The following is a 24098-nucleotide window of genomic DNA, read 5'->3' as shown; positions in this document are numbered from 1 at the left end:
TAAATCAAAATTCAACCTCCGACATCTCCTATCCAGCTGCTCGCTGTTTCTCGTCCTGAGCACCACCTTGCCTTCTCCCTAATTGACCCACATTATTATTTCCAAATCTGTAAGTAAAACTCAAAGTAGCGACACGGGAATCACGACCGACTTTAAATTTTTCAATGTAATCTGTGAATTCAGTGGTGGCTGTCGTGAGCTCGGAGTAAAAGATATCTGTAAATGCGAATTTCAAGGTGCCTTTTTTATTGAGGATCTGTTTTTGAGCGCCAATTGAAAGGGAAGCGATCGGCTGGACGTCCATGTAACCATAGATCTCTCTACTTCTATAATTGCCTGATAATTCTATCGAGTAATCCTTTTTAAGCTGAAAGATATTTTTCGAATTCCAATTGAATGCAACATTACCATTACTCAGCTGTGTATTAATGAGATTGCCTTTATAATGACCATAATACAAGTTGACAGAATTGATGCTTTGCCATATCTTGAAGAAGGTAAATGGCATGTAAAGCGTTATTCCGTAATAGTCGAATGATGCAAGGTTTTTATCAGTCTGGACGGTAATTCTTTCAAGTCCCTCTACAGGACCTATGACTTGCGTAATATTATCCAGCGTCTTACTATAACCGAAAGTGGTGCTGAATTTTTGCAGGAAAGTATGAGTCAATTCATAATTCCAACTGGTCTGAGGATCAAGATAAGGATTGCCTTCTCTGTAAGTCGTGGGATCCAGGAAAAATTTAAATGGATTCAGCTGACCATAGGACGGTCGGTCGATTCTCCGACTCACTGAAAAGCTCCATTCATTCCTGTCGCTGAATGTATAGGCTGCCAGTGCACTTGGAAATAAATTTGTGTAATTTTTATCAAAGGAGGTATTATTTACCTTCTGTTCGCCATCGATATTGGTGTTTTCCATACGGAGACCTGCCTGGATCACCCATTTCCCAAATTGGCCGGAAGCGTTGGCGTATAAGGCGTTGATATTTTCTTTATAAATAAAATGGTTGCTTTTAGTGGAATCAAAAACTGCTGTTTCTGTCGACTTATCGAAGAATTTAATGTCATTATCTGCTTTGACGTAACTCGTTTTACCACCGAATTCCAGCTTCAACCCATTTTTATATTGACTCGAATAATCCGTTTTAGCTGAATAAATATCCAAACCTCCCTGAAGATCTCCGTATAAAATATATGGAATACCAAGTTCTATTCCTGTGAGATCGTATGAATGTGTCGTAAATGTCTGCTCCGTAGTATTTCCAAAAGGTGCATAATCCAAATCAACTGTCAGATTCTGATCTTTTGTGATTCTGTAACCATAGTGAATATTGCCACCCATGTCATGCCATAGATCATGTGAATCATTTTGTGTGGTGAATTTCGAAGCCGGAATTCCTTCAGCATTGACAATTGTCGTCTTGTTTAAACCATTTGGATTGAATTTTGAAAGATTACCATTAATGAGGATTCCCAGATCCATCTTGTCAGATAGTGTAAAGTCCACACCGATTCTCGCCATATTATTAAACCTGGCTATTGTGAGATCATTGTCCTGATCATATGCTCCGGTGAAGACACCTTTGTCATAAAATTTTCTGTAGAGTAATAATTTGTTGAAATTGGCACGATAGGTAAGGTTGTACATGCCATAAATATTGAATTTTGCATTTCGGTGGTTTAGTGAAATGCTATTTACCGATTTTGGTAACTGGCCCTGTCCATAGGAAAGACTAATAGAGCCATTGGTACCGATTTTTTTATCTTTGATCATAACGAGATTAATGATGCCTGAGGTGCCGGATGCATCATATCTTGCTGCAGGATTGGAGATGATCTCGACTTTGGACAGTGCAGAAGCAGGCAAAGATTTGAGATAGTTAGCGAGATCTGAGCCACTGAGTTGCAATGGCTTTCCATTCACCCAGACATTGACTCCCTGACGTCCCTTCAGAGATAATTGGTCGCTGTTAGTGGCTGTAATTCCGGGAGAAGAACCCAATACTTCCCACGCTGAATTGCCTGCTGCGAGGATGCTGTTTTCCACATTTACGACGATTTTATCCCGATCTCTTTCGATGAGTGGCTTTTTATATTTAATTGTTACCTCATTCAACTGGTTTGCGGAAGGAACGAGATTAATTTTTTCTACTTCGATATCACCGACTACGCTAATCTTATTTTCAAAGGGAGTATAACCTATCAAAGCGGCATGCAATAAATATTCGCCTGCACCAATATCTTCGAGGGTAAATTTGCCATTTTCGTCCACTACCGATGCTTTAACAATTGTAGAATCAATAGCAGAAGTAATATATACTGATGCTCCGGTGGCCGGACTTTCATCTTCAAGTTTCAACACACCACTGACGGTATGAGCAGATGCTGCTGACGAAAGGTAAAACATGATGGCAAGGATGAAGTTTGATTTTACAAATATTGTTTTCATGTCAATTAAATTTTATCAAAATTATACCCAAAATTTCAATTATAACGCAACTGTCCGCAAAGGTTTCAATTGATTAGACCAACGGATACTTCACATCGTTAAAAGTGTCAAAATATTCGTTAGAAATAAGTAACAGTGCTATTTATATTTATTGATATATCAATAATATGTTATTATTTTGATGAATTAAAAATCTACTATAAAGTACCTTGCATTTGTGTGCATAACAAATTGTACAAAAAAAAAGACTTAGCGAATAAAGATTCCTCGCTTCGCTCGGAATGACACTAAGTCGATGGAATTTGGGTATAAAATGGGGCGGCCTAGACGCCCCATTTTATACCCCCTCTAACCAAAGGTTTTGTCATTCCGACAGAAGGGAGGAATCTGTCAAATAAAAATCAACTAATTTATTGGTATCCATCTTTTTATAAATTATCTATTCAAATATTTAGCTTTTATTGCATTTTGTTTTATACACGGTTAATTCTATTTTTCAATAATAATTTTTGTTTAATTACATTTGCACTCCTCAAATGATGACACATGCTATTTTCAATGACAGGCTTTGGTTCAGCTAAAAGACCATTTCAAGACAAAACCTTATCTATCGAGATAAAGTCTGTCAATTCCAAAATTGTAGACGTTAGGGTACGATCTCCTTTTGACTTAAAGGAAAAAGAAAATTTATTACGCAAGGAAGTGCTGGAAACTGCCATCCGTGGTAAGATAGATGTCAGCATAGAGCTATCATCATCAAACAGTGTTCCTGTAGGTCTGATCAATGAGAGTTTATTGCGCAGCTATGCTATGTCACTAAAACCTATAGCAGAAGAGTTGGGCTTAGATACATCTCAGATCATTCCTAGTTTGCTACGTGTACCGGAAATTCTTTCCAATGGTTCCAAAGCAATCACAGATGAAGAATGGGACATAATAGAAAGCACGCTGGATGCAGCTCTTGACAGATTTCTTGCATTTAAAAAAGATGAAGGAATCGCAATAGAGCAGGATTTTATCAAAAATATAGCAACCATAGAAGATTGTCTCGATAAGATCATCAACTTTGAAGCCGAGCGTATCGATAAGATCCGTGAGCGTATTTCTAACGGTCTTGAAGAGTTTATGCCGGTGGAGAGCGTAGATAAAAACAGGTTCGAACAAGAGCTTATTTATTACATAGAAAAGATCGATTTCAGTGAAGAAAAAAGCAGATTATCCCAACACTGTAAATACTTTCTTGAAACTATCGAAGTAGACGAAATTTCCAAAGGCAGAACTCTAAACTTTATAAGTCAGGAGATGGGACGCGAGATCAACACGCTTGGCGCGAAAGCATACCATAGCGACATCCAGAGGTTGATCGTCATTATGAAAGATGAACTGGAAAAAATAAAAGAACAAACTGCCAATATTGTATAAATGATTGATTTTGAAGGCAAACTAATTGTCGTCACAGCGCCTTCCGGGGCCGGGAAGACAACAATCGTGAGGCACTTGTTGAACAAATATGACTACCTCGATTTTTCAGTGTCTGCCACGACCAGAATTAAACGAGAGCATGAGATAGAGGGTAAAGATTACTTTTTCATGGATGCTACTGCATTTAATGAATTGATCAAAGAGGATGCATTTGCAGAATATGAAATGGTGTATGAAAACCAATACTATGGAACACTATTGTCAGAAATGGAGAGGATCTGGGCAGAGAAAAAGCATATTATTTTCGACATTGATGTCCAGGGAGCGATAAGCTTAAAAAAGAAATTTCAGGATCAATGCCTGACCATATTCATTAAACCGCCTTCGAAAGAGTTGCTTTTTGAAAGACTCACCAATAGAAAGACAGAATCGCCAGAGGCTCTTAAAAAGCGCATTGAAAAAGCTACACACGAACTAGAATTTGAGCCTCTTTTTGATTTTGTTTTGGTGAATGATTCTCTGGAGGTAGCTTTTAAAGAAGCTGAAATCGTTGTAGAACGTTTCTTATTGCCAATACAATCAATTTCAAAAGAAAAATAAAGATGGACAACTTAAGATACAAAGGACAAGTCATGTGGGCACAGGTGGATGCAAATATGCACCTGAGACACTCCGCTTACGCAGACTTTGGAGCACATGCCAGGCTCGTTCTTATGGAATCAATGGGTTTTAATGCACGTTTGATGAAACAACTACATTTAGGCCCAATTCTATTTAGAGAAGAAACTATCTATCGCAAAGAGATCCAGCCTAATGAAAATATCGAAGTGAGTTCCTTTCTTTCAAAGTGCAGAAAAGATGGCAGCAGATGGTCAATAAAACATGAAATCTTCAAAGAAAACGGTGAAATTGCTGCTATAATTAATGTGGATGGCGCATGGATGAATGTAGTGTTAAGAAAGTTAGACTGCCTTCCTCCTGAATATGCAGAGATCTTTCTAACTATGCCGAAGACTGAAGATTTTGTATTGGAATGAAAGCGTGTTAGCGAGTTAGCACTTTAGCGCATTAGCTTGCTTTGTTAAAAAGAATATATCGATCCACTATTATACCAGAATGTACCAATCCTATACTGGTTAAATATAATACTAGCATACTCTAATACTCTAATACTGGTTAACTGGTTAACTCTATACTATCATAGTCTAATACTATCCTACCTACTCCTCATTAAACCTCAATTCCCGCACCATTTCAACTCCATTTACCATACTGTATTTGATATAAGCACGAATGGATTTTCCTGAAGTTTTTAAGTTTCCGATGGAAAAGAAGCTCTTGTTGTCTGGAGATTTACCTGTATGAGAGACGGAATAAGAAATTACTTTATTGGAAGCAAAAAAAGATTCCATTTTTTTTGCTGCATCAGCCTTTGACATCAGATCGCCCTGATCGTTGATAGTAATATCTACATCCTCTGTAAAGGTCAACTGAAGTGCTTTAGCATCTCCCTTTTTAATGGCGTTGATTGCCTGTTGCTGCCCATATGAGAATGAAGCAATTAATAAAGTAAAGGATATTAAGATAAGCCTAAGCATAAGTTTCGATTTTGTTGTTAACTACATAAACACAAATAGTGTGCCAATATTGCACCAAACGTAAAAATTAAATGTTAAAGTTTGGGCTTTGGATAATTCCTTACCTTTACCTTATGGATGCAAAAAAGACGATCTTGATGATATTGGATGGCTGGGGCCTCGGCACCGTTCATTCCAGCGATGCTATTGCTATGGCTGATACTCCAAATATGGATGCACTTTGGAATAATTATCCGCATACGACTCTTATTACTTTTGGCGAGGACGTAGGACTTCCTGTCGGTCAAATGGGAAATTCTGAAGTCGGACATATGAATATTGGTGCAGGAAGAGTTATTTTTCAGGAACTGGCAAGAATAAATAAGGAAATCAGAGAGGATAAAGTGCGCCATCAGCCGGAAGTTATTAACCTGGTGAATTATTGCAAAGAGCATCATAAACCCCTACACATCATGGTACTGGCTTCTGATGGTGGAGTTCATTCGCACATCGATCATCTGAACGCTTTCACGCATGTCCTTACAGAGATTGGTATTGAAGAAGGATATGTGCATGCTTTCACGGATGGAAGAGATACGGGTCCAACCAGTGGCATTCATTTTATTGAAGAAGTGATCAACTTTACGTCAGATACATCCTTCAGACTCGCATCCCTGATAGGTCGCTATTATTCAATGGATAGAGACCATCGCTGGGAGAGAATAAAAAAAGCATACGACCTGCTCGTTCATGGACATGGTAGTTCACAGGACGATCCGCTCGCATTCATCCAAAATAATTATGACAAGGGTACCACTGACGAGTTTCTGGAGCCATGGATGGCGGAAGGTATCAGACATGGCGCTATGCCGACATTCCAGGATGGAGATGCCGTATTATTTGTCAATTTCAGAACTGACCGTCCACGACAATTAACCGAGGTGTTGACCCAAAGACCTATTCCTGAATTTAATATGACACCTTTGGATCTTTATTACACCACTATGTCTCAATATGATGAGACCTTTAAAAATATTCATGTAATATATCATAAAGACAATCTCAATAATACACTGGGGGAAGTCATTTCCAATGCCGGCAAGACTCAACTTAGAATAGCTGAAACAGAAAAATATCCACATGTCACCTTCTTTTTTTCAGGTGGAAGAGAAGAGCCTTTTGAAGGAGAAAAAAGATCATTAGTCCAGTCACCTAAAGTTGCTACATATGACCTTCAGCCGGAAATGAGTGCTCTGGGTGTGAAAAATGCGGTGATATATGGAATGGACGACCATCAACCTGATTTTATTTGTGTCAACTTTGCTAATACTGATATGGTGGGACATACAGGGGATTTCAAAGCAGCGATGATCGCAGCGCAGACGGTAGACGGCTGTGTGATTGAAATAGTCGAAAAAGCGTTGTCAATGGATTATCGATTGATAATAATAGCGGATCATGGCAACAGCGATTATATGATCAATGAAGATGGAAGTCCGAATACTGCACATACGATGAACTTGGTTCCATGTATCTTAGTCGGTAATGATGTCAATAATATACATTTGCATAGTGGAAGACTTGGAGACGTTGCTCCGACTATACTTTACTCAATGGGGATAGCTCAACCATTGACGATGACCGGAATAAAATTGATAAGTTGATAACAATGACCAAAGAATACTTAAAGAATATGATGAAATATATCATTGTATTAATTGGTCTGATTTGCCTCAATGTATCATGTAAACAAGACGCCGATAATGTGAAAAAAAATGAGAATCCTCAATTTTTCCAAGCCTCCGATTATATTACGAAGGATTATAAGGAAGTCAGGAAATCACACAAATTATTTAAGCTTATCAATATTAACCAAACCCTTGACAGTATTACGGTTGCTGACACCGTTGGTCCCACAGAAATGGTATTGCTCAATAAGTTAAATCTGGACAATGCTAAATGGTCTGACAAATACAAGGCTGACACCTCCTTCGGTGTGTATGGAGATCCCGATGTCATGAATTACACTGCTTTAGATGAGGAACTTCCAATCCAAAAAGTTTCTGTTTATCTAAATCAAGGTAGGATCACAAACATCAAGGTGCATAGTCAGCGATCCAGTCTCATCAATCATCATGATCAGTCACTTATTTATTATCCCGGAGTAGGATATGACCTGACCTCAACTCAGAAGATGTGGTCCGGGGATACGATAAGGATGAATGTAAAGGCGACTTTTGTAAAAAAATAAAGAAATTATTTTCTTTGATAAACATATACATGTCTGTATTTTTCTAACAATCTTAGATTTGATCTGCTCTGAATTAATTCGTTCAATAATTCTCTGGAATAATATTTGCCTTCAAATGAAATATTATGTAATTCAATTACAGCTGTTTTGCAATGGACCAGAAACTCAATTTGTTCATTAATAAAAAAGATCTCCGCCCCTTCAATATCACAAATCAGGAAAAAATCTCTTAGAGATTCCTCAGCTATAAATTCGATCAGATCTAAAGTTTCAACAACTTGTCCTGTTGAGTCATTTGAAATCTTACTGTTTAAATTGCTTGATGAAAGGTCAAGAAACACGGATGAAACGCCCTTTGGTCCAATAGCTTTTTGAATTATCGTAGAATTTTCGATAGCATTAATTTCAAGATTAGCTTTCAAGGTTGGTATCAATGATTCATTTGCTTCGATGCAATATTGAGGAACGTCCGGTCCCTTCATCTTACCTAACAGTGCAGAAATAACTCCAATACTGCTTCCGAACTCCACGACTGTCATTCCTTTGGAATAATATTTACGTGACATCCTGACTTCGGCTTTTTCATAAATACCCCAGAACAAATTAATGACTTCACGATCCGTAATAAATTGATTATTGATATTGATCTTTAGTCCAAAGAATGGAATGTATGTAGTGTAAAAAGATCTTACAATCCTGACAGCAAGTTTTGAAGTTAGAAACCCAATTCCAATGTTTTTTAGAAAGGATATTATTCTCATGAGGCATGTTTAATTTGTTAAATTATGACCTTCTACTTTCCTTTCTTAGGAATGCTATCCAACTTAAGGTTTGATTTTAAAATGGAATCTTGACGAGCTGCTTCTTTTGCTCTCCGTAAAACTTCATTGTTCCAGTCAGCAATTTTAAATTCTACAAGCACCTCGAATTGTACTTTAACTTTCTTCTTTCCCTGCATTCCGGGCATCCATGGTTCTTTGATGTCAATAAGTAAATGAGCAAGTCTGTGAGCCTCTATCGCTAAGTCAGAAGTCATCTCATTTGTAGGACGCATTTCTGTTAATATACCCAAGGTATCGACTATGGCCAGAAATAAAAACTTTTCCTCGATTTTCGCTTTCAGAGCGTCGGGAGGGTATTCCATTTGAGACAGGAACCAGGACTTTAATGCGGTGCTGGTGCATCGGTCTATTTTATACATATTGCCATTGCTTGTATAACAATTTGTGATCTGTGGCATATGGTCTACCTGAGTGTAGAGTCTATCGCTTGTTACATTTTGAGCATTGAGATTGGCAGATATCATAATAAGAAGAGTGGCTGTTAGTGCGGCTCTTATTATATTGAAAAAAATATGATAAATGACTAAAAACAAGACAATGTTATTAAAACGCTATAAAAAAGAAACATCCCAGCGGTTGAATGCTGAGATGTTGCAAGTATAATATTTTTTACTCTAAATCTTCAAGTTTCGGCAGCGGGATTCATAATTTATCTTTAAAAATAGTTTTAATACAAAAATCTGATATTATTGATGGATTGCCATCTTAAATCTACCTTCTAACATCTAACATTTTAATATAAAACGTTAATCCGATTCTTAAAGATTAACACCGTGACAAGATTTATATTTTTTGCCACTACCACAAGGACATAAATCATTTCTACCCACTTTTTTCTCGGATCGAATGAAAGTTTGTGGCTTTTCAATGGTAGATGTCGGTGGTCCTGTTCTGGTGCGGTCATCATCATATCCATCGCTGTCATCCTTATGGATTCTGGCTCTTGAGAAATCTGTCTTAGGTGCCTTGGCTTCCCGGATCTGTTCTGGCTGTACTTCAATCTGCATATTACCTTTAGAAAGATAAGCAGTTACATCATGATTGATCTTGCCTATCAAATCCTCAAATAATTTAAATGCTTCCATTTTATAGATGACCAAAGGATCTTTTTGCTCAAATGAAGCAGCTTGAACCGCGTCTTTAAGATCATCCATGCTTCTCAAATGTTCCTTCCACTTGTCATCTATAATAGCTAACGTAATGGTTTTCTCTATATCTCTGGCTATGGATCTACCTTCACTATTTATAGCCTCTTCCATGTCAGCAGACACTGGCAGCGGATGTGCACTGCCATCGGTAAATGGAAGCGAAATACGTTTATATCTGTTTCCCTGTTTTGCCTGGACGTCCTTTATGACAGGCATTAAAACCTCTGCGATCTTATTATTTTTGCCATTGTAATACTGCATGAATGCCTGTTGGAATACTTCAATTACTTCATGCTCTTGACCTGAAAAGAAAGTTTCCTCATCTATATTCGGATCGAACCCTAATTCACGGATCGATAATTCACGGAAATCTTCAAATGTTTTCAAATTACGACCTTCACGAACCAGGTCTTCTGTCATGGCACTAAACATGCCACTCAAATCTACTGACAATCTCGATCCAAAAAGTGCATTATTTCTTTTCTTATAGATAGCTTCCCTTTGGATGTTCATGACATCATCATACTCAAGTAATCTTTTTCTGATACCAAAGTTGTTTTCCTCAACTCTTTTTTGAGCTCTCTCAATAGACTTCGTGATCATACTGTGCTGAATGACATCACCATCTTTATGACCCATTCTATCCATCGCCTTAGCTATACGCTCAGATTGGAACAAACGCATAAGGTTATCTTCAAGTGAAACGAAAAACTGTGAAGATCCTGGATCTCCTTGTCTTCCGGCTCTACCTCTCAACTGTCTATCTACCCTTCTCGATTCATGTCTTTCTGTACCGATGATAGCAAGACCACCTGCAGCTTTAACTTCCTCACTAATCTTGATGTCCGTTCCACGACCAGCCATGTTGGTAGCGATCGTTACTCTTCCCGGATGCCCTGCTTCTGCAACTACATGCGCTTCATTAGCATGTTGCTTAGCGTTCAATACATTGTGTTGAATGCCTCTCAATTTCAACATTTTGCTCAACATTTCTGATATATCGACAGAAGTAGTACCGACCAGAATCGGACGACCTTCCTGGCTAAGTTTAGTGATTTCTTCGATCACTGCGTTATATTTTTCACGAGCAGTCTTGAATACGAAATCTTCCATATCCTTTCTGGTGATCGGCCTATTGGTAGGTATCACAGATACATCCAACTTATAGATTTGCCATAATTCACTTGCCTCTGTCTCAGCAGTACCGGTCATACCTGCCAGTTTATGATACATTCTGAAGTAATTCTGAAGTGTAACTGTAGCGTAAGTCTGAGTCTGATCGCCAACTTTTACATTTTCCTTAGCTTCAAGTGCTTGGTGCAACCCATCAGAATATCGACGACCTTCCATGACACGACCAGTTTGCTCATCAACGATTTTTACTTCACCATTGACCAGGATGTAATCGGTGTCTTTTTCAAATAATGCGTATGCTTTCAGCAATTGGTTGATAGAGTGAAGTCTGGTAGATTTGATGGTATATTCCTGGATAAGTTTTTCTTTTGCTTCAGCTCTTTCCTCTACACTCAAGGCATTGTCCTGCTCAATGTTATGCAGTCCTAATGCGAGATCCGGTAGAGCGAAGAAATCTCCATCTTCCATACCCTGTGCCATATATTCAGCTCCCTTTTCAGTAAGCTCTACACTCCTTGTTTTCTCTTCAATGGTGAATAAAAGAGGTTCATCAGCAGTGTGCATATGTTTGGATTGCTCCTGCATAAAATGATTTTCCGTCTTTTGGAGAATTACTTTTACACCTTCTTCACTTAAATATTTAATGAGCGCTCTGTTCTTAGGAAGTGCTCGGTATGAACGAAACAAGGCGATTCCACCTTCTCCTTCATTGACTCCACTATTCCCGGCTCCGATTAATTTTTTAGCTTCAATAATATAATTTGTAGCAAGTTTTCTTTGAGCATCCACCATCCTTTCTACCCTTGGCTTCAGTTCATTATATTCCTGATCATCAGCACCTTGCGGTATAGGACCTGAGATGATCAAAGGCGTTCTGGCATCATCGATCAATACTGAATCCACCTCATCCACCATCGCATAATGATGTTTTCTTTGAACTAACTCATCCGGGCTTGTTACCATGTTATCTCTAAGGTAGTCAAAACCAAATTCATTGTTAGTACCATAGACAATGTCGCACAGATAGGCACTTCTTCTTTCCTGAGAATTGGAGCGGTAGTTATCGATACAGTCTACAGTAAGCAATAGGAATTGGAACAAAGGACCATTCCATTGGCTATCCCTTTTAGCAAGATAATCATTGACCGTTACGATGTGTACTCCTTCTCCTGATAGACCATTCAAATAGGCTGGTAATGAGGCGACGAGAGTTTTACCCTCCCCTGTTGCCATCTCAGCTATCTTGCCACTATGAAGGACCATACCACCGATCAACTGAACATCATAATGAAGCATATTCCATTTAATGTCTACCCCACCCGCTTTCCAGCTATTCTTCCAAAATGCTTTACCATCTTCTATTCTAATATAATCGGCCTTACCTGCCAGAGCAAAATCGTGGTCGGTAGCAGTTACTTCCAGTTCTTCATTGATAGACAACCTTCGCGCAGTTTCTTTTACTACTGCGAATGCTTCAGGCAGGATCTGCTGGAGGATGTCCTCAAGATGTTTATCTCTTTCCTTTTTTAGTTTATCTATCTCATCGAAAAAGTCTTCTTTCTCATGGATATTATTTGTGGCTTTTGCCTGGTTTTCAAGCGAAGTAATATCATTGTCTATTCCTTCAAGATGCTGCTTAATACGCCCTCTGAACTCATTGGTCTTTTGCCTTAGTTCGTCATTACTAAGAGAGGCATATGACTCAAAGTTTCGATTAATTTCGGTGATTAATGGCATATAAGACTGAACATCTCTATCGGCCTTAGTCCCGAACATCTTTTTTATAAAATCAAACATTTTTATATTTTTATTAAATTCATATGGCTAAATTCGCTTTTGGCTTCAGCCATGTCAGGAACTTATTTTTCCAAAATTAAAAGTGCAAATGTACGTTTTAATAGAACACAGCATATTATTCACCTACATATTTATAGAATGATTAACACAGAATCCTACTTGCAAATTACAAACCAAACACGTTTAAGACAATTTAAAAATGTCAAAATGTCGCTTTTGTTTAAACTACTTGTAGATGGCTGTTATTTTGGCGCTTTCTTATTCCTTTTTTCATCCTGTAATGATCACAATAAGGACGCAGGACCTTTGAAAAATTATTACTTTCCTTTGGAACAAATGGAGGAAGGTAAGGTTTATCGATACACTTCTGATAGTGATACATCCCAAGGGGAGCAACTATGGATTTTGAAAAGTTTCAAAAAAGATGGAAGCTACATTTTAAAAGGAGCTATTTATCAACTGCAGGATAAGATCACGCATCAGTGGCAAGAAGGCCAGACAGAAACAGGTATGGTTATGCTTGAATACGCACTTGCCATGAATGGAATTGCCGCAGGCAGCAAACTCACTTCCACTAAGATCATTTACGATGATATTTTTCCTTTTAATGCTGATAAGGGTGGTGTATTTCTATTCGATATGAAGTGGACAGATCCTGCTGACCAAAAGATCGGGTATGAATTAATCCGCAATAGAATATTCAGAGGAGATACAAGTATGATGGTCTTGGGTCGTCAACAAGATGCTATGCATTTTAGCATTAAAGAGCGTGTTGAAGTCGATAATGACGGTATTCTTGGGCTGGATCTTCGAGGAGAAGAATATTATGCGAAAAATATAGGCCTTGTTAAGTATGTCAAGGATCTGGATGCTAAAACTAGGCTGGTATATACATTGGATACGATTTTTGATGGATTAGAATATATGAAATCTGTGGGACTTAAGCCACCATTTTGATCAATATTCTTAACTGCCTTTAATGAATTTCCTAACGCCCTAATAGATTAAATAATGTTTGTCCCAAAAATTCGTTCTAACTTTGTTCGATCAATCAACAGTCCAATATGCGTTTTTTTTATAGGTCCATAGTCCTGTGCTTTTTTTGTTTTTATGCAAATCACTCATTTGCTCAGATCCCTGCACCAGAACTGTATTGTATTAAAGGAGACACAGTCAGATGGGATCTACCGATTATAAGTTGCGGCGCATTCCTGTCTTACGATCTTTACTATGCGCTAAGTGCAAATGGCCCTTATACGCTACTATCTTCCATCACGAATCAGTCACAAACCAGTTTCGTTTTCACCAATTCTCCCGGAGGGGTTATTTATTATTATATGACCACTCAGGCAGCTTGTGGCGGCCAATATTCGATATCTTCTGACACGCTGGACAGTGCATCTCCTTTACCAGTGGACATTCAACTTGTGACCGTATTAAATGATGAGGTGACAATTAATTGGACTAAAGGAACATCGCCTGAGACACATGCTTATGTTATCTATAAAGGACTAGCCGGAGGAGCAGTGCAGGCTATTGATACTGTTACTTCTTTGAATTATACGGATGTCGGCAAGGCGACTGATGATTCGACATTTACCTATTATATTACTGCCTTGGATAGGTGTGGTGGAACAAGTGTTTTCTCAAAACCGCATACGACAATGTTGCTCAAAGCATCTATTGATACTTGCACGAAAGAAGTCACATTAGATTTTTCACCATACGTCGGCTGGCCCGGCGGTATCAATTATGATATCATGGTTTCTGAAAATGGCGGAGCTGAAACGATTGCAGGATCAACAGTTCAAAATACATTTGTTTTAAAAGGAGTAGCCGATGGGACAAACCTTTGCATCCGAATTGTTGCTCATGAGCCCGGGCAAAACGGTTTGAGTTATTCAAATGAAGTGTGTCTTCAGACTAAGCAGACAAAGACGATTACAGATCTATGCGTAGTTAATTTTGACCAATCAGGTGGTTCCAATTTAGCAAGTCCAGTACCAACAGATAACATTTACTATAGTATTAAAACAAATCAAGACATTCTGATTCCTGAATTATTTCTTCAAATTGCTGATGATCCTTCCAACATTAACCTGCAGGCTAAAAGTCAGATTAGTCCAACGAATGCTTCTAATTCTGGTGTTTTTGAAAAATCCATAAATGGCATCTCTTATTTTACTTTCAGCTCTACTGATGCATGCGGAAACATTGTTAACTCCAATTATATCGCAAATTTAGAGTTGAAGGCAATTTTAAAACCAAATAATGAGGTTGACTTTATATGGAGCATGCTGGATTGGGAGAATGCAATAGTTAAATCATATACTCTAGAAAAAATTAATTCGGATGGAACCACGGAAATACTTACTTCAGGTAATTCATCTCTCTTGAAATATAAAGATCTGCTCAAGGAAGGCACAGATACAGAAACCAAATATTGTTACAGGGTCGTCGCTTCGTTAGATTTGGATTGCAACGGCACAATCTTAGAAGCCACCTGCATTTCTAATGTAGCATGTGTGGAAAAGGAAGCAGGAATTTTTATGGCGAATGGCTTTGTCCCTGGTGGATATACACCTGAATTTGCTCCGGTATTTTACTTCAAAGAAAGCCTTCAATCATATGAAATGTCTATTTTCGATAGATATGGTGGAAAAATATTTACCACTAAAAATACCGAAAAAGGTTGGGATGGTAATAAAGGAAGCCAACCTATGCCGCCCGGCATTTATACATATCTGGTTAAAATAAAGTCTTCTAATGGTGCTGAAGAGGAGAAAAGGGGGAGTCTGACGCTGATCAGGTAGAATGTGTGATCAGGTGATGGGTGATCGGTGATGTGCAACGGAACTATAGATGGGAGTTTTCCTATGAGATGAAATATCGGTAATTTGTAATCGGTAATAAGGCAAAAAGGTCAAATTATTCCTAACAAAAAAAATAGCTTTATACAAAATCAGCGAAATCAATACAATCATTGAAATTAGTGGTTCAGATAAATGAGTGATCAGGTGATCAGGTGATCAGGTGATAAACTAAAAACCCGAAGGGTTGATATTATTATAGAGATTAAAGGTAATGTGAAACACAAAACCCCGAAGGCGGTGACATTATGAAATAAAAATGCCGAATAATAAATGGTAGTGTAAAAGAAAAGCATAGTTCTAATTCAGAGAAAACTCATTCTGATTTCTGATTCCTAATTTCTGATTTCTGATTTATAAGGACAATTTAAAAATCTAGAAATATTCCCACAACTTCGCGCTCAATAGCCGTTGACTTTAGTCATGGGAAAAAATCCAAAAAAATCAATTCATTGAAACATCTGTGGTATTGAATGATGGGTGATCGGGTGATCGGGTGATGATCTTTCCACTTGCCTCATTCTAACTTCTGATTTCTAACTTCTAATTTTCATTATTTTAAAGCTTAATCATATCCTGAATACCCCTTCCTACTGAAACAACTCCGGCTTCTCCCGATATACCTTCCACAAAAATTCCCCAAAAATAGTATTCGCCCAAGCAAACCACTTTCTTGTAAAGTTCGATGCATCATCCTTGTGAAACGACTCATGCATAAATCCTGTTCCTGCATGACAATTTACCAACAATTCAATACATTTTTTTATCTCAAAATCATCTCTACTAGTCAGTCCACGCATGGTGATGCTGAGCGGCCAGATCATGTCCATACCTGCATGTGGCCCACCAATACCTTCGCCTGCCTTACCTTTGAAATAGAATGGATTGAAACCAGAAAGCAATAACTTTCGGGTATTTTTATAAGTTTCATCATCATTTTTGAGAACACCCAAATATGGAAGTGACAACAAACTTGGCACATTGGCATCGTCCATCAGATTAAAACTGCCAAAACCATTGACTTCATATGCAAAGACCTCACCAATCTGAGGATGCATGACCCTGGCAAATTGATCCAAGGCAAATTTTATTTCTTTACTTAAAGCGATACACTCGGCGGCGAGCGCATTATCTCCAGATATTTTACTCACCATCTCAGCAGCCTGCTCCAATGAGACTAAAGCAAAATAATTCGAAGGAATCAGAAATGGAAATATTGTCGCATCATCACTTGGTCTGAACATTGAATTGATCAATCCTACAGGCTTCGTTGGATAACCATATCCCCCCAATGGCACTCCATCAGTCGCCCACGCGGTGCGCCTTTGAAATTTGTAGGGCCCTTGATCAGTTTTCCTTTGTTGTTCTTTGAAAGTTTTAAGCGTGAGGACAATTCCTTCTTTCCACTTATTATCAAACGGTCCTATATCGCCAGTTTCCTTCCAATATCCGAAGGCTAATCGAATCGGATAACAAAGAGAATCGATCTCCCATTTCCTTTCATGGACTCCGGGCTTCATTTCCGTCAGATCGGATTCTTTCCACTCACTGACTTTTGAAGGATCTTTGTAAAAGGCATTGGCATATGGATCAAGATGTATAAATGTAGTCTGTCGCCTGATCACACCTTCGATCAGTGATTTCAAATGCGGATCATTTCTCATCATGGGTAAATAAGGCCAAACCTGCGCACAACTGTCTCTGAGCCACATGGCATCTATGTCTCCTGTGATGACGTAAGTATCAGGTTTACCATCGATCATTTCAAAATCGACCGTAGTATCCAGCGTATTTGGAAAACAATTTTCAAAAAGCCAACCTATTTCTTTATTGCTTACACCTTTTTTAAATACTCCGATGGCTTCATTTACGGCTGTACTAGTAAATTTTCGATCTTTTAAAGCAGGCCGATTACTGACAAAATCACTTCTTGTACCGGCAAGCAGTGAAAATGGGTCAAGATGCGCTGCAAGGGTCAACAATCCTACATTTTGTACAAACTTTCTTCTAGATCTCATAAATTAGCCTTCCTTAATTTCTAAAACAACAAACCTCAAAACCCAAACAGCAAACATATCCATGAAATTTCGTTTATTTGAAATTGATTTTGAGAAAACAAGATATTATTTTTTATTCACTAAAATTTAAGAAAAAGAATTTCGTTTAAACTTATTATCGTTCAATTTATTCTACTGCATATGCGTTTATTGATACTTTTCTTCTCTTTCTTCTTCCTAAGTAATTCTATTGAGGGTCAAAAACTAAAGTTATACGACTGGTATTCACTTCAATGTTACAGATCCGGCTTCGATGTCACACAGACACCCAATTACATTGTCTATAATACAATATCTGGTCTGCTCTTCATCAATAAGTCCAATAATGAAGATATTCAAAATTTCACTACTATAGACGGTCTTAGTGAATCCAGGATACAAAGAATAATGTATAATGAAGAAGCAAAAATGCTCTTTATCTATTATGCAGATGGCAGTATAGACCTCATGGATTCTGATCGAAATATCCAAAATTTGCAGGATATAAAAAATAATAATGTTCTCGTCCCAAATAAAGAATTAAATGATATTGCGAGCTATGGCAGGTATATCTATTTGTGTCTTCCTTTTGGTCTTGCAGAATTCGATGCAGTGGACAGAGTTTTTACCAATACGCTAACTGTAGAAGGTGGTGTAAAAGGAGTAGGAGTCATTGGTTCAAAACTTTACATTATCAATCAGGGTCGTTTTTATAATGTTGACAGGACTGTAAAGCCCAACATTTCATTTATCGGAAATTGGAATAAACGTATTGACCCATTGGCAGAAAAAGACACAACCATGGCCTATGAAGGCCTTACAATTTTCAAAAATCAGGTTTTTACAACTTTCAGAAATAACCTTTTTCGATTCAATTCCGACAATACTTTCGATAAGATTGATACATTGTTGACTATCAAAAATGTTAAATATCTTACATCAGGAAGCGATTTTATTATAGTAGGAGGACGATGCAATCAGGCGAATCTACCCAATAGTGGTTGCATAGCTGAGGTAGTTTTGTATGATGCATCTTTGCAAAACATTCCTTTTAATCGTCAGAATTTGAATGACAACTTATATGCTGTTCAAGATAATGACAAAATTTGGTTCGCCGATAGCTATCATGGCTACAGATATATAAGCCTTCCGGATCTCAACCCAACTTTTATCGACATTAGTAATCGTTCACCCTGGTCCAATGACGTGGTGGCTATCATTAAGACACCTGATGCGCTCTACGTGGCGCCTGGAGGAAGGAGCACAATTTACAATGGGCTTGGCAACAAGCAGGGGCTATTTGAATATAAAGATGGATTTTGGAAGATTTATAATTTATACTCAGACCCCTTTTTTGCTTCTCCAGTGCCACTTGCAGATTTTTCAAACTTTGCATACAATGAAAATACACAAGAACTTGCAATAGCATCTTATTCCAATGGTATCATCTCAATAAAACCGAATGATAGATCCGTTTACAATGCAAGTAATTCAGCTTTGCAAACTGTCCCGGGTGACCCACAAAACACGAGAGTTGGTGATGTAAAATTTGATCGCGACGGAAACCTTTGGGCAGCAAATGTGCTGGCTCCTACTTCAGTTTTTGTCAGAACTCCGGATGGTTCCAGTAAGGGATTTGCTAATTCTTTTGGTGAAATAAAACTCATTCAAATGACCATCGATCCTATCAATCAGTTTAAGTGGTTTGTCGAACCCGCTAAAGGAATTGTAGTATACGATTCAGGAGAAAACATCCTTTCTGCATCGGACGATCGATGGGCGCTTGTTCCGGTTAAGTCTGATTTTGAAAATCAGAATATTTTGCCAAGAAGTATATACAGTGACAGTGATGGAAGGATCTGGATAGGTACAGTATCCGGAGTATTCGTCATCGACTGTGGAAGTGAGATATTTGAATCCAATAATTCTTGCGAGACAAGGTATCCGTATATTCAGGACGGCAGTGGGATTGGAGCATTTCTTAATGGGCAGACAGTCAATGTGATCACAGAAGACGGAGCCGGCAGAAAATGGTTTGGCACAAATACCGGTATTTATGTCACGAATGCCTCAGTAGATGAAGTCATACTCAACTTGACGCCCAATAATTCACCTCTGGCTGATGCCAACGTTAATGTCATTGAAATAGATAAAAAATCCGGAGATGTGTATATCGGAACTAGCGCTGGAGTTCAAATTTATAAGACGGATGCCTCCATTGGAAATGCATTCCATGATGCCAAACTCGTCATTTACCCAAATCCGGTCAAACCTTCTTATGAAGGCCCGATCGTAATTCAGGGATTAGCTCATGAGTCCAGTGTTAAAATAGCTGATGTCACAGGAAAGTTAGTCTTCGAAACCCAATCTCTTGGCAGCCAGGCCATCTGGTATGGAAGAGACCTGAATGGTAACAAAGTTGGCACTGGTGTTTACACCGTATTTGGAACAACTACATTAAATATAGACAACCCAACAGGAATCATAGGAAAAATAATATACATCAAATAAATGGAAAAATTTTCAATAGGTATGATCGGCCTTGGAACGATGGGGAGTAACCTTATGCTCAACATGGCTGACCATAACCATAGTGTAATTGGTTATGATAAAGATCCACTGAAAGTTAAAACACTTAAGGCTATTCCCAATTATACCAATATTGACGCGACAGTTGATATTTCTGAATTTGTGTCCAAGATTCAAAAGCCTGCAAAGATCATACTCCTTGTGCCCTCAGGACCAATCGTGGATTTTGTTATCAAAGACCTGGTACCATTTCTCCAAAAAGGTGACATCATCATAGATGGAGGAAATTCATTTTATAAAGATACCGATAGAAGGTTCAATGAATTAAAGGAAATAGGAATTCACTTTATGGGTATGGGTGTATCAGGTGGAGAAGAAGGAGCCCGCACTGGTCCATCTATCATGCCTTCTGGCGATCCTGAAGCCTATGATCAGGTCAAGACTATACTAAATGACGTTGCAGCAAAATACAAAGACCTGCCATGCTCCAGATATATGGGCAATGCCTCGGCAGGACACTACGTAAAAATGGTGCACAATGGCATAGAGTATGGCATGATGCAATTGATCGCTGAAACCTATGATCTTCTTAAGAATGGCCTAGGCCTTGGCAATGATGAAATTTCTGATATTTTCACAAAATGGAACAAAGGAAAACTTTCCGGTTTTCTAATTGAATCCGCAGCATACGTTCTACTTCAGATGGATCAGACCAACGGTGGACACCTCATCGACTTTATAAAAGATGTCGCCCGCTCAAAAGGTACAGGCAAATGGACGAGCCAGGATGCTATGGACCTTCAAGTGCCTGTCCCAACTATAGATATGGCTGTAATAGCACGAGACCTTTCTGCATATTCTAATTCAAGAGATAAGATCTCAAGTTACAATAAAAAAGCATCAATTAAGGATCACGATCTTGAAATAAAAGATGTTGAATCAGCACTTCTTTCTGCATTTGCGCTAACATATATCCAAGGTCTTCACTTGATCAGAGTTGCTTCTAGAGCATACAATTATAATACGGAGATGAAAGATGTAGTAAACAATTGGCGCGAAGGATGCATCATCAGATCTGGTCTCTTGGAGAATTTTGAACAGGTGTATATGACAGATGGATTTGACGGAATGATCCTTTCTGATGAAGAAATTTATAAATTAGTGGCAAAACATATGCCTATGTTAAAAAAAGTAGTGTTATTTGCACTTCAAAATGATTTTGGATCAAGCGCATTTGCCTCGTCTGCTACCTATTTTAATATGATGTCTACAAAGCTATCTCCAATGAATTTAATTCAAGGATTAAGAGATCTTTTTGGTGCACATACATTCGAGCGAACTGATCAGGAAGGGACATTTCATCATATTTGGAAATAGAGAATCATCTGCCATATTTTTAAAATCTAGAGCTAAATGAAAAATGAAAGTGCTTCGCTTCCGACTGTTTTTATAATTTTTGGAGCAACAGGTGATCTTACATTCCGTAAACTAATGCCTGCACTGTACAACCTTTTGCTCGATGGCATGCTTCCTGAAGTCTTCTCTATAATAGGAATAGCAAGATCTCCAATGGAAAAAGAAGAATTGCTCAGTAAACTCAAAAAAGGTGTAGTGAAATTTTCTCGAAGAAAATTAAATGAGGAAAAATGGAATCATCTGTGCGAAAACTTTGAATATTTAAGTGGGGATTTTTCTGAATCCGGATTATACGAAGATATCAACAGGTCAGTCATCAATTTTCAAGGAAACAACCTTGGAAAATCAAATGTGATATGTTATTTGGCTGTCTCTCCGAATTTCTTTGGTCCAATCACCAAAAACCTTGCCGGATATCCATTCATCAAGAAACGAGACAATACAAGGTTTGTATTTGAAAAACCTTTCGGCCACGACTTAGAGAGTGCAATCGAGCTCAATAAGAGCATCATGTCCGTACTCCGTGAAAATCAAATCTATAGGATCGACCATTATCTGGGTAAAGAAACTGTTCAAAATATTCTTGCATTCAGATTTGCGAATTCACTATTTGAACCTCTTTGGAATAAGAACTATATTGAATGGGTCCAGATATCTTCGCTTGAACAAGTAGGTCTTGAAGGACGAGGCGGATATTATGATACTTCAGGCGCACTCAGAGATATGATTCAAAATCATATGCTTCAACTCATGTGTATGATCGCCATGGAACCACCAAATTCATTCGATGCAAATGAAATACGCAACAAGAAATCAGATGTTCTTTCAGCTGTTAGAAAATACAATGAAGAAGAAGTGTTTCAGAATACCGTAAGAGGGCAATATGATGCAGGTATGAATGGTGAAAAAAAAGTGCCGGCCTACAGAGATGAAACCAATGTAGACCCCAACTCGAATACAGAAACCTTTGCCGCTGTTAAATTACATCTGGACACCTGGCGATGGGAAGGAGTTCCTTTTTATATAAGAACAGGCAAAAACTTATCCCAGAAGACGACTTCTATTGCTATAAAATTTAAACCCGCACCTAATTATAGCTTTCCAAAAGAAGCCACTACCAATTGGCAATCAAATTTCCTTATCATCCACATCAATCCAAATATGGATATAAATCTTAGCTTCCAGGCAAAAGTACCGGGCCAACTTATGCAGCTAAGCAAAGTTAACATGGAATTCAATTTCGAAAAAGAATTGATGGCCAATACCCCAGAAGCATATGAGCATCTTATTTATGATGTGCTGGAAGATGATGCTACATTGTTTATGAGGTCGGATCAGGTGGAAGGAGCATGGAAGATCATCAATCCAATTCTTTCGGCATGGCAAAATAACCAGGCAAGAGAATTCCCTAATTACAAACCTGGGAGTAATGGTCCGAATAAAGCTGATGAGTTACTGGCGCAATTTGGACATGTTTGGATGAATCCGGAGGTGGATTAATTGTAAGTTTATGATCCTTTGAAAAATATTTTTTTAGTATTCTCTACTTAACAAAATAAATAGCTTGCTATGTTGCAAGCCAAATTGATTTTTATCTATCCTTCAAATCTTATTCAGATATTATGCGTTTTATTATCATATTAATATTCTTGCCAAAGAATTAGCTAACAATAAATTTGAAAAAATATATATCTAATGAAAATAGAAATTAAGACAAAAGAAACCTTTAATACTTTTGCAGCGCGCAGGATATTATCCATCATTGAAAAAACTGTTGATACTAAAAAATTCTGCACTGTAGCGCTTTCCGGAGGTAAAACTCCCATGGGAATATTCAGGGAAATGGTCGCTATTCAAAGCGAATTTGATATCAATTGGCGACGTGTTTTCTTCTTCTGGGGCGATGAACGAATGGTAGATTCCGAAAGTGATAATAATAACGCCCATATGGCACAGATAAATCTGCTCGATCATCTTCCTATACCTTCCTTTAATATCTTTCCTTTTAGAACTGATCTTTCTGTAACTCATGCCGCTGCAGATATGGAAGAAAAATTAAGAAATCATTTGGAAGTTTTATCTACCAACTCTATTGATCTGGTTTTATTAGGATTGGGAGAAGACGGTCATACCCTTTCGCTTTTCCCAAATTCATATGCGCTCAAAGTTAGGGACCAATGGGCTTATGGATATCTTGCAAGTCCAACACTGGGAGAAAGACTCACTTTACTACCTGAAGTTGTCAATAACGCAGAATATGTCTTATTTCTGGTCACAGGAGCGAACAAAGCTGCTACAGTTCAGAAGGTTCTATATAGTAAATACGACCCGGATGTCACACCTGCGCAAGTCATACGCCCCATCACAGGCAATCTAGAATGGATCCTGGATGAAGATGCCGGATCGCTCGTTAAAGTGAATCCCAAGAAAAAGTAATGTTGGGTCGATTCTTTTTAGGTTTTTAGATTCTAAGTTTTTGGCTTTGGCTTTTAAAACAAAAAGATTCCCGTTTGTATATCACTTTAGAATAATAAAATGTGAACTGTAGGGACAGGTCGCGACCTGTCCCTACAGTTCACATTTTATTATTGTTCAAAACATTATCTTTAATTCACCTTTTTTCC

17 protein-coding genes are annotated in these 24098 nt (G+C 38.1%); 11 read left to right on the top strand and 6 right to left on the bottom strand.

The annotated features are described in order from the left end of the window. Nucleotides 1-28: 28 nt before the first annotated feature. A complete protein-coding gene (locus IPI15_RS15635) occupies nucleotides 29-2452 on the bottom strand; it encodes a TonB-dependent receptor domain-containing protein (RefSeq protein WP_287405461.1) in 2424 nt (807 codons plus the stop codon). A 546-nt stretch (nucleotides 2453-2998) separates the two neighbouring features. Between IPI15_RS15635 and IPI15_RS15630 the strand changes: the two genes are divergently transcribed. The 3 genes from IPI15_RS15630 to IPI15_RS15620 are packed head-to-tail and all read left to right on the top strand — an operon-like array spanning nucleotide 2999 to nucleotide 4911. Then, complete coding sequence (locus IPI15_RS15630) at nucleotides 2999-3874, top strand: YicC family protein (protein ID WP_287405460.1); 876 nt, start codon at nucleotides 2999-3001, stop codon at nucleotides 3872-3874. Continuing rightward, nucleotides 3875-4474 (top strand): guanylate kinase, encoded by a 600-nt coding sequence (gmk, locus tag IPI15_RS15625; RefSeq protein ID WP_287405459.1) that lies wholly within the window; start codon nucleotides 3875-3877, stop codon nucleotides 4472-4474. 2 nt (nucleotides 4475-4476) lie between these two features. Then, on the top strand, nucleotides 4477-4911 hold the full coding sequence (locus IPI15_RS15620; RefSeq protein ID WP_287405458.1) for an acyl-CoA thioesterase: 435 nt from the start codon (nucleotides 4477-4479) through the stop codon (nucleotides 4909-4911). Nucleotides 4912-5094: 183 nt separating this feature from the next. Here IPI15_RS15620 and IPI15_RS15615 read toward each other — a convergent pair whose 3' ends face one another. Further along, the gene (locus tag IPI15_RS15615) at nucleotides 5095-5472 is read right to left on the bottom strand and encodes a DUF4783 domain-containing protein (RefSeq protein ID WP_287405457.1); all 378 of its coding nucleotides are present in this window, start codon (nucleotides 5470-5472) and stop codon (nucleotides 5095-5097) included. Between the two features lie 71 nt (nucleotides 5473-5543). Here IPI15_RS15615 and gpmI point away from each other — a divergent pair, with 71 nt between their 5' ends. Continuing rightward, nucleotides 5544-7115, top strand: a complete 1572-nt coding sequence (gpmI, locus tag IPI15_RS15610; RefSeq protein ID WP_287421155.1) for a 2,3-bisphosphoglycerate-independent phosphoglycerate mutase — start codon at nucleotides 5544-5546, stop codon at nucleotides 7113-7115. A gap of 5 nt (nucleotides 7116-7120) precedes the next feature. Continuing rightward, nucleotides 7121-7702: a hypothetical protein gene (locus IPI15_RS15605; RefSeq protein ID WP_287405455.1), complete on the top strand. Its 582-nt coding sequence runs from the start codon at nucleotides 7121-7123 to the stop codon at nucleotides 7700-7702. A 5-nt stretch (nucleotides 7703-7707) separates the two neighbouring features. Here IPI15_RS15605 and IPI15_RS15600 read toward each other — a convergent pair whose 3' ends face one another. The 3 genes from IPI15_RS15600 to secA all read right to left on the bottom strand — a co-directional run bounded on the left by IPI15_RS15600 (nucleotide 7708) and on the right by secA (nucleotide 12623). Further along, nucleotides 7708-8463, bottom strand: a complete 756-nt coding sequence (locus IPI15_RS15600) for an FkbM family methyltransferase (RefSeq protein WP_287405454.1) — start codon at nucleotides 8461-8463, stop codon at nucleotides 7708-7710. A 32-nt stretch (nucleotides 8464-8495) separates the two neighbouring features. Further along, nucleotides 8496-9077, bottom strand: coding sequence for a hypothetical protein (locus IPI15_RS15595; RefSeq protein ID WP_287421153.1), 582 nt, complete (start codon nucleotides 9075-9077; stop codon nucleotides 8496-8498). Nucleotides 9078-9302: 225 nt separating this feature from the next. Then, the gene (gene secA, locus IPI15_RS15590; RefSeq protein WP_287405452.1) at nucleotides 9303-12623 is read right to left on the bottom strand and encodes a preprotein translocase subunit SecA; all 3321 of its coding nucleotides are present in this window, start codon (nucleotides 12621-12623) and stop codon (nucleotides 9303-9305) included. 207 nt (nucleotides 12624-12830) lie between these two features. Here secA and IPI15_RS15585 point away from each other — a divergent pair, with 207 nt between their 5' ends. Next, nucleotides 12831-13580 (top strand): hypothetical protein, encoded by a 750-nt coding sequence (locus IPI15_RS15585; protein ID WP_287405451.1) that lies wholly within the window; start codon nucleotides 12831-12833, stop codon nucleotides 13578-13580. A 107-nt stretch (nucleotides 13581-13687) separates the two neighbouring features. Next, complete coding sequence (locus IPI15_RS15580; protein WP_287405450.1) at nucleotides 13688-15436, top strand: T9SS type B sorting domain-containing protein; 1749 nt, start codon at nucleotides 13688-13690, stop codon at nucleotides 15434-15436. A gap of 647 nt (nucleotides 15437-16083) precedes the next feature. Here the strand turns inward: IPI15_RS15580 and IPI15_RS15575 are convergent. Next, nucleotides 16084-17511 carry a glycoside hydrolase family 125 protein gene (locus tag IPI15_RS15575; RefSeq protein WP_287421151.1) on the bottom strand — a complete coding sequence of 476 codons (1428 nt, stop codon included), beginning with the start codon at nucleotides 17509-17511 and terminating at the stop codon, nucleotides 16084-16086. A 180-nt stretch (nucleotides 17512-17691) separates the two neighbouring features. Between IPI15_RS15575 and porZ the strand changes: the two genes are divergently transcribed. The 4 genes from porZ to pgl all read left to right on the top strand — a co-directional run bounded on the left by porZ (nucleotide 17692) and on the right by pgl (nucleotide 23910). Next, nucleotides 17692-20040: a type IX secretion system anionic LPS delivery protein PorZ gene (gene porZ, locus IPI15_RS15570; RefSeq protein WP_287405448.1), complete on the top strand. Its 2349-nt coding sequence runs from the start codon at nucleotides 17692-17694 to the stop codon at nucleotides 20038-20040. Further along, nucleotides 20041-21435, top strand: a complete 1395-nt coding sequence (gnd, locus tag IPI15_RS15565; protein WP_287421149.1) for an NADP-dependent phosphogluconate dehydrogenase — start codon at nucleotides 20041-20043, stop codon at nucleotides 21433-21435. 36 nt (nucleotides 21436-21471) lie between these two features. Further along, on the top strand, nucleotides 21472-22974 hold the full coding sequence (gene zwf / locus IPI15_RS15560; RefSeq protein WP_287405446.1) for a glucose-6-phosphate dehydrogenase: 1503 nt from the start codon (nucleotides 21472-21474) through the stop codon (nucleotides 22972-22974). 195 nt (nucleotides 22975-23169) lie between these two features. After that, on the top strand, nucleotides 23170-23910 hold the full coding sequence (gene pgl / locus IPI15_RS15555) for a 6-phosphogluconolactonase (RefSeq protein ID WP_287405445.1): 741 nt from the start codon (nucleotides 23170-23172) through the stop codon (nucleotides 23908-23910). The last annotated feature ends 188 nt before the right edge of the window (nucleotides 23911-24098 follow it).

This window comes from Candidatus Brachybacter algidus (assembly GCF_016707225.1).
In the GTDB taxonomy this organism is placed as follows: domain Bacteria; phylum Bacteroidota; class Bacteroidia; order Chitinophagales; family Saprospiraceae; genus Parvibacillus; species Parvibacillus algidus.
Note: the sequence above shows the minus strand (reverse complement) of the source record. Positions and strands in the feature narration are given on the sequence as shown.